At 67.8% G+C, this 8,072-nt stretch carries 6 protein-coding genes; 3 read left to right on the top strand and 3 right to left on the bottom strand.

Annotated features, from left to right (window positions below; translation table 11 throughout):
• Nucleotides 1–291: 291 nt before the first annotated feature.
• Nucleotides 292–3,504: a Tn3 family transposase gene (locus ACZ47G_RS39495; protein ID WP_465751342.1), complete on the top strand. Its 3,213-nt coding sequence runs from the start codon at nucleotides 292–294 to the stop codon at nucleotides 3,502–3,504.
• Nucleotides 3,505–3,569: 65 nt separating this feature from the next.
• Here ACZ47G_RS39495 and ACZ47G_RS39490 read toward each other — a convergent pair whose 3' ends face one another.
• From ACZ47G_RS39490 to ACZ47G_RS39480, 3 genes are read right to left on the bottom strand one after another with little or no spacing between them, the layout of a single operon-like run.
• The gene (locus tag ACZ47G_RS39490) at nucleotides 3,570–4,487 is read right to left on the bottom strand and encodes a hypothetical protein (RefSeq protein WP_465751340.1); all 918 of its coding nucleotides are present in this window, start codon (nucleotides 4,485–4,487) and stop codon (nucleotides 3,570–3,572) included.
• Entirely contained in the window at nucleotides 4,484–5,998 is a 1,515-nt protein-coding gene (locus ACZ47G_RS39485; protein WP_465751338.1) for a S1 RNA-binding domain-containing protein, read from the bottom strand. The genes ACZ47G_RS39490 and ACZ47G_RS39485 overlap by 4 nt, the downstream gene beginning before the upstream one ends.
• 1 nt (nucleotide 5,999) lies before the next feature.
• A complete protein-coding gene (locus ACZ47G_RS39480) occupies nucleotides 6,000–6,605 on the bottom strand; it encodes a recombinase family protein (protein WP_465751336.1) in 606 nt (201 codons plus the stop codon).
• Between the two features lie 198 nt (nucleotides 6,606–6,803).
• On the opposite strand from ACZ47G_RS39480, the gene ACZ47G_RS39475 reads away from it, so the two are divergent.
• Both ACZ47G_RS39475 and ACZ47G_RS39470 read left to right on the top strand, forming a co-directional pair.
• A complete protein-coding gene (locus ACZ47G_RS39475) occupies nucleotides 6,804–7,364 on the top strand; it encodes an HD domain-containing protein (protein WP_465751344.1) in 561 nt (186 codons plus the stop codon).
• Nucleotides 7,365–7,389: 25 nt separating this feature from the next.
• Nucleotides 7,390–7,860: a DUF6193 family natural product biosynthesis protein gene (locus tag ACZ47G_RS39470; RefSeq protein ID WP_465751334.1), complete on the top strand. Its 471-nt coding sequence runs from the start codon at nucleotides 7,390–7,392 to the stop codon at nucleotides 7,858–7,860.
• Nucleotides 7,861–8,072: the final 212 nt, after the last annotated feature.

Genomic DNA, 8,072 nt, shown 5'->3' with positions numbered 1-8,072 from the left:
GGCGCTGCTGGACGGCGAAGCCGTCGAAGCCCGGGCACAGGGCCTCGGACGGGAGGGTCACCTGGACGGATCCGCCGCTCTCGGGCCCGATGTGGGGGTCCAGCCAAGGTACGTGCAAAAGGGGCCATGACGTGATCTTGAAGCCCTGATCAGGTTCGCCGGACGTCTACCACCGCCGGCCCCCATCTGTCCTGGGTATCGGGTTTTCGATCTTCGACCAGGCGCCAGAGTGTGAGCATGCCCGCGCGGGCGGGGGCCGCCCGCGTCGGCTTCGGGTTGTAGGGCTTCGGGATGACCTCGATCGAACGGACCGCGTATCCGCGGTTCAAGCGGCTGATCACCGCGCGTGAGCTGCACCTGTTCTTCTCGCCGAGTCGGGAGGAGGTGGAGTGGGCGGTGGCCCGGACGGACTCGGACGGGCACCAGCTCACGCTGCTGGTGCTGCTGAAGTCCTACCAACGGATGGGGTGCTTCCCGCGGTGGGAGGAGATCCCGGAGACGGTGGTCGAGTTCGTGCGGCGGGCCGTGGAGCTGCCGGAGGACGTGGTGGCCGGCCACAGCGCGGAGAAGACGGCGAAGAACCACCGGGCGCTGGTGCGGCAGCGGGTGGGGGTGCTGTACGACGCCGGGCAGGCCCGCAAGGTGGCCGAGGAGGCGATCCGGGCGGAGGCCGCGTCGAAGAACAACCCGGCCGACCTGATCAACGTCGCGCTGGAACAGCTGGTGCAGAGGGGCCTGGAGCTGCCGGCGTTCTCGACGCTGGACCGGATGGCGATGCGCATCCGTACCGAGGTGAACACCGACATCTTCGCCCTGGTCCACCGGCGGATCGGCGCGGAGGAGCGGGCCGGCCTGCTGCGGCTGGTGACCACGCTCGGCCTGGACCGCAAGACGCTGTTCAACCAGCTGAAGCAGCCCGCGAAGCGGGCGACCTGGTCGCACCTCAAGAAGCTGGCGGAGCACCGCCGGTGGCTGGACGAGCTGGGCGACACCGAGGTGTGGCTGGAGGATCTGGCGGCCGGGAAGATCGCGGACTTCGCGGGTGAGGCCGAGGCGGCGGACGCGGCCGTGCTGCAGGACTGCGCGGAGACCAAGCGCGTCACGCTGATCGCCTGCCTGCTCCACAAGGCCCGGATGCGGGTGCGCGACGACCTGACCACGATGTTCTGCAAGCGGGTAGCCACCAAGGTGAAGCGGGCCCGCGACGAGCTGGAGGAGATCCGCCGCCAGCAGCAGGGAATCGTCGAGGTGCTAGTCGGCAACTACCGCACCCTGCTGCAACAGGTGGACACCAACGGTCCCGCGCAGACGGCGAGGGCGAAGGCCGGCGCGCTGACCAAGGAGACCCTGGACGCCCTGGAGGGCCTGGACGAGGAAGCGCTGCCCGGCGAGGTGTCGCGCCGGTTGAACCGGAAGGTGTCGGCGGCGTTCCTCAAGCTCTCTGAGGGCCTGATGATGCAGTCCAACGGCCTGTTCAGCGTCACCTCGGTCGTGGACGGCTTCGGCGGGTTTGCCGCCCAGTACGACCAGATCGAGAAGGTCTCCGCCCACCACGGCGACCTCTGGGAGGTGCTGCTGCACGGACACCTGAAGGCCGACCGGCCGGTGATGCTGAGTCTGCTGGAGAACCTGGACCTGGTGGCGACCAGCGAGGACAGCCGGGTCCTGGACGCACTCGGGCACCTGCTGCGCTTCCGCACCTCGCGGGACTATCTGCCGAGGCAGGGCAAGGACGACGAGGGCCGGGACACCGGGGTGGTGGACATCCGCTTCGCCACCCAGAACTGGCGGAAGATCGTGCGCGACCGCACCCGCCCGTCCGTATACGTGCGCCGGCACTTCGAGGCCATGGTGTTCTACTACCTCATCGAGGAACTGCGGTGCGGCGACATCGCGGTGGCCGGCTCCGAGGAGTACGCCGACTGGAGCCAGCAGCTGCTGAAGTGGGAGGACATCGAAGTCCGGCTGCCGGTGTACCTGGTCGAGGTCGGCTTCCGCGAGCCCGGCGACACCCGGCCGTTCGACGCGGCGGCCTTCCGCGCCCAGCTACAGGAGCGGCTCACCGAGGCGGCGGTGGCTGCGGACTCCGGCTACCCGGAGAACGAGGGTCTGTTCATCGACCCGAAGACCGGGGTGCCGACGCTGGAGAAGTACAAGGCGGACGAGCGGCGCCCGAGCGCGGTGAAGCTGGAGCAGGCCATCAAGGCCCGCCTGCCTGAGCGGTCCCTACTCGGGGTGCTGGCCCGCACCGCGTACTGGATCGAGTGGTGGCGGCGCTTCGGCCCGGCCTCCGGCCACGACCCCAAGCTCAAAGACCCCTTCGGCCGCTACGTCATCACGACCTTCGTCAACGGCACCAACCTGGGCCCCTACGAGGCGGCCCGGCACATCAACGGGGTGAGCGGGCACGAGCTGTCCGCCACGGCGAATCGCCATTTCTCCATCGCCAAGCTGAACCAGGCCATCACCGACGTGGTCAATGCCCACACCCAGCTCGACATGTCCCGCGCGTGGGGCGACGGCACCGCGGTGGCCGCGGACGGCACCCACATGGACACCTACCTGAACAACCTGGTCGCCGAGACCTCCGTGCGTTACGGCCGGCCCGGCGGCATCGCCTACCACCACATCGCCGACACCTACATCGCGCTGTTCACCCATTTCATCCCGTGTGGCGTGTGGGAGGCGGTCTACATCATCGAGGGGCTGCTGAAGAACGAGTCCGAGCTGCAGCCGACCACGATCCACGCGGACACCCAGGGTCAGAGCTTCCCGGTGTTCAGCCTCGCCCACCTGCTGGGCTTCGAGCTGATGCCCAGGATCCGCAACTGGAAGGACCTGGTGTTCTTCCGCCCGACCAAGCAGACCTCCTACGTCCACACCGACGCACTGTTCGGCCCACCCGGGCGCAACGTCATCGACTGGGACCTGATCGAGTCGCACTTCAAGGACCTCATGCGCGTGGCGCTGTCGGTGCGCGAGGGCAAGATCTCCTCCGTCCTGCTACTGCGGTGCCTGCGCTCCGGCTCGCCCAGGAACGCCCACTACGCGGCGTTCCGCGAGGTCGGCCGCGTGATCCGCACCATCCAGCTGCTGCGGTACCTGACCGACCCGCAGATGCGCCGGCGGGTGACCGCCGCGACCAACAAGGTCGAGGCGTTCAACGGCTTCTCCGAGTGGGTGCGCTTCGGCAACCGGGGCGTCATCGCCGATAACGACCCCGTCGAGCAGGAGAAGGCGGTCAAGTTCAACGCCCTGCTCACCAACTGTCTGATCTTCCACAACACCCTGGACATCGCCCAGGCGGTGCGCGAACTGCAGGCCGAGGGCTGGAAGGTCGACCCGGAGGACCTGGCCGAGGTCTCGCCCTACCTGACCGAGAAGGTCATGCGGTTCGGCGAGTACTCCACCCGCGAGCTCGACCTGCCTCCGGAGGCGTACGAGCCGCACCTGGACGTCGACTTCACCAAGCTCGACCCGCAGGACCTGGCCCCGTCCTCCTGACGACTGAATCAATCATGGTCGAGCTGCGGCTGACGATCGATCCCGCTGGCCGTCATTGTCGGCGGTCATGTGGTCGTCGAAGCGTTGTCGGTCGCTTCGGGAACGTAACCGCAAAGCTGTGGTGCGCATTCGGCCTTGTGGTCTCGACCCCACTGCGAGGTGTCTCGCTCGATGGAGCGGACGCGGTGGACGAGTCGCAACTGGTCCTTCCGGGATAGCACCGAGGGCAACGCTGTGAAGGTCTCAGGGAGTACGGCGACCATGCCACTGACCTGCTCTCCGTTGTACATCTGCAGCAGCGTGGTGCACTGCCACCAGTCGATCTTGCCGCCGTGACTGTTCGGGGTGCCGGGCCAGTAGTAGTTCGCAGGATCCGGGAGCAGATAGTGGACTCCGTCGGGGGCCAGGTGGGCCCGGAGCCATGATTCCCTTCCGCTCAGGCCGAGCCGGAGCCATCTGGCTTCGGCGTGCAGGGCGCAGACCGTCTCAGTGTCAAGGGCCTTGAGAACGTTCGCTTCCGGAGGCAGTGGCTGGAGCCCGGCCGGGGCCTTGACTGGCCAGCGCCTGAGCAGAAGGCCGACCCGTTGCTGCGGTGTCATCGGCAACGGGTCCTTGCGGGACGCCGGCAGTGGCGGGGGTGGTGTCCAGGTTCGCCCTGCCTGTTCGATGTGGCGCAGCATCCATGTCCGCGCCTCCGGGCCGGCGGTGTTCCAGACCCAGCTCATCGGTCGCTGGGCCATCGCCTGATCGAAGCTCCCGGAGGACTTGCCCCGACGGGACGGCTTCCTGGGGCCTGGCCGTGCGACGCCCGGAAGGTTGTGGCTCAAGTTGGCCAGGAACCTGATGCGGTCCAGGGCCTCGCCAGGGGAGTCGTCCTGTGCCGCGCGCTGTGCGCCTCCGGCCAGATGCCGGATCTCGGTGAACGCCCTGGCCGCCAGAAGGGCGGCTATGTCCCGGTCGAACTCGGTCTCCTGGCTCCTCATGCCGATCCCCACTCACTGTCGCTCTCAGGGAGGGTTGTGCGGGCCTGGGCATGCGACAAGGCAATACGGCGGCGTGCGATATCGACCTCAATGATCTTCACGGTGAGGGCGTCGCCGACCTCGATGTCGTTCCCGGACGATTCATCCAGCTCGCTGGTGTGCACCAGCCCCTGGAAGCCGTCCTCTCGGTCTTCGATGCGGACGAAGACGCCGAACGGGACGATCTTGGTGACCGGTCCGGTGATCACCTGCCCGATTCGCTGTGCGACCTGGGGCCACGGGTCTTCCTGTATTGCTCGGAGCGACAGCGGCACCCGTTCCCGGACCATGTCGACGTCGAGGACCTCGGCCGTGATCTCCTGGCCGACGCTGACGACGTCGGACGGATGGTTGATCGGACGCCAGGACAGTTCCGGGATGTTGATCATCGCGGTGAAGCCGCCGAGGTCAACGAAGGTGACGCCGAAGCTGGCGATGGTCGTCACCGTGCCGGTGACGACCTGGCCGCGCCGTAGGGTCTTCAGGAACGCCCAGTCCCGGTCGCTGGGCGTCGGCTCGGTCTGCCAACGTGCACGGAGAACCCCATCACTGTCCGGCAGCACAGCGGTGAACAGCGGGTGTCGGTCATCGGTAGTCAGGGATACGACGCCGGCAGCACACGCGTCGGCGAGCTGGGAGGCCAGTGCCTCGAATTGGGTCTCATCCACGACCATGCTGGTGATCCGCCCGTCCTCGCCCTCCCAGAGGACCTCCACCAGGCCCACCTCGGGCAGGGAACCCACGGCCACGTCGACATCGGTGAGCAGGTCCGGCCAAACCGCCAGCTGTGCGCGTGGGGTCAGCTGAGAGCGCACCGCCTCGATGTTGTCGCGGGTGAGGCGGTGCCAGCGGGAGGCGTTCGCGGCGTAGGTCTCCTCCAGGAACGTGGCGCGGTAGGCGCTCACCACCCAGTGCAGGCGGGCCCAAAAATCAGCGTCGGCCGGGCGCTGTACGCGCAGTGGGTCGTCGGGGGCGAACTCGTACGGAGAAGAGTCCAGGCGTTCCGGGAACAGTCCGAGCGAGCGGGTGCGGGCCAGCGCCGCTTCGCAGGGGCGGTTGCTGCCGATGTAGAGGTACTGGTCCCAGCCGACGTGCACCGCGAATGCTCCCTCCGCCTCCAGACGGCACCAGGCCCCGTTGTCGCGGAGCATGGCCCTGACCAGTTCCAGGCCGGCGTCAATCGGCACCAGCGCACCGTCGTGGAACCCGGTGAGGCCGCATGGAAAGACGCCCGCCAGGCCGTAGCCGTCGACCGGTGGTTCCAGACCGAAGTGGGCGAAGCCTCCGAGCTGCGGCTCGCGGATGGCCAGCTGGTCGACACCGGTCTCTTCGGCGAAGGCGGCGACGGCCTGCAGATAGGCGGCTTCGACCGGTCCGTGGTCACTGGTCGCGGGCTCGGCACCGGCGTAGTGGCCATGCTGATCGCGGTCGGCAGGGTCGTATTTGGTGACCTGGTAGACGTAGGGCAGCACGTCACTGCCCGCCGGAGGTCGAAGGCGCTGCTGCTGGGGTCTGGTGGCGTTCAAGGACGCGGTACACGGTTGCGCGGCTGACGGAGAAGAGCTCGGCCAGGTCGGCGATGGTGTGCTCGCCGGACTGGTGCTGCTGGACCAGGTGAGCCTGCTGGCGGGCGGTGAGCTTGGGCTGCTTCCCCTTGAGTTTGCCCTTGGCCCGCGCTACCGCCATGCCTTCGCGGGTGCGCATGCGCAGCAGGTCGACCTCGAACTCAGCGAAGGTGGCCAGGATGTTGAAGAACATCTTGCCCATCGGGTCGGCGGGGTCGTACAGCGTGCCGCCCAGCGAGAGCTTGACGCCGCGGGCGGTGAGCGAGTCGCCGATGTCGCGGGCGTCGGGCACCGAGCGGGCGAGGCGGTCGAGCTTCGGGACGACGAGGGTGTCGCCAGCGCGCACGGCCGCGATGGCCTGAGCCAGGCCGGGCCGGTCGCGGTTGGTTCCGGTCAATCCGTGGTCGAGGTAGATCCGGTCCTCCGGGACGTCCAGGCTGAGCAGGATCTCGCGCTGGGCGGTGAGGTCCTGCCTGTCCAAGCTGCATCTCGCATAGCCGACGCGTTCGCTCATGCCCGGAGCGTACGGTAAGCCCCCGCTCAGCGTACAGATCACCGGACACCCTAAATGAGACGCCGTCAGTGCAGGTCGATCTCTCTCGCCGGACAAGATCACGTTTGTTCGGTGAAGGTTCCCCTAACGGACACAAAAGGACTCCGTGGCCAGTACCCTGACGCGGTGACGACCGACACCGCCTTGTTGTCGAGGGCCATGAGTGGCACCGTCGACCCAGCCCTGCTGCCGCTGCCGGATCGCGTCGCGGAGCTTATGTCCGAGTTGGAGTGCCCGCCGCGACTGGCGGCCCACCTGCGAGCCGTCCACGATGTCGCACACCAGCTGGTCGACTGGATCGAGCGGCACTGTCCCGCCTTGTACTTCGACCGCGAGGCGGTGCTCTTCGGGGCCGCGACACACGACATCGGGAAGTCGGTGCACGTTTCCGAGCTTTCCGAGCCCGGTGCGGCGCACGAGGAGGCGGGGCGGACTCTTCTACTCGGCCGCGGCGTCAGCTCGGAGCTCGCCCGCTTCGCCGCGACACATGCATCGTGGACGGAGTCGAGTGTCGGTGTGGAAGATCTCCTGGTGAGCCTCGCCGACAAGATCTGGAAGAACAAGCGCATTCCAGACCTGGAGGATCTCATCGTGGCTCGGCTGGCCGAGGCCACCGGCCGGGCGGCCTGGGAGGAGTTCATCGCGCTCGACGAAGTCCTCTCCCGCATCGGCGACGAGGCCGACGAGCGCCTGGCGTTCCAGGCATCCTTCCCGATCTGAGAGAAACCGGCGGCACACTGTGACGATGACCCCGGACGCCCCCGGCCACACGCCGAGCGTCCCGCCGAAGCCCCAGCTTCCCGATCTCGCCGCAGCCCGCGAACTCGGACCGGCGGAGACCGTGAAGGCCCGCTGGCAACAGTTGCTGCTCGTCTGGCAGTGGCACCACGAGCGGCACGATGTCTTGCACCCCGGCAGCAACTACCCGGACATCGTGTCCCTGATCAAGGCGGCGGGAGCGGAACCGAAACTGCGGCAGCTCTACCCCTTCACCAGTCATTTCAGCCTGAACTTCAGCAGCTACACGAGCTACCCGTGGTCGGTCCAGGCACCCTCGGTCGATCCTCTCCATGACGGACGGTTCCGCGTCCGCAATCCTCGAAGCTCCGTTGTCATCGGGTATGCCCACACCGCGGACGCCGCGGTAGCCCTCGTCGTCGACAACCTCCCGGAAGGGCTCGACCCGGCTGTCGCCCACGATCAGGTCGGCTGCTGACCACCCCATTTGACCTGTAGGGCCCGGCCTCGACGGCTGCGAGGGCTGGCCGTGCGTACATGTCTCCACTTCAAGATCACGTCATGGCCCCTTTTGCACGTACCTTGGCTGGACCCCTACAGCGCCCCCAGGGACAGGCCGATGACCAGGCCGATCGCCCGGCCGCCGCCCGAGCGGCCGTCGTCCATGCCGAACGCCCATACCCCGAGCCA

The organism is Kitasatospora sp. NPDC030952, assembly GCF_055571335.1.
This window is presented reverse-complemented; position numbering and strand designations above follow the sequence as displayed.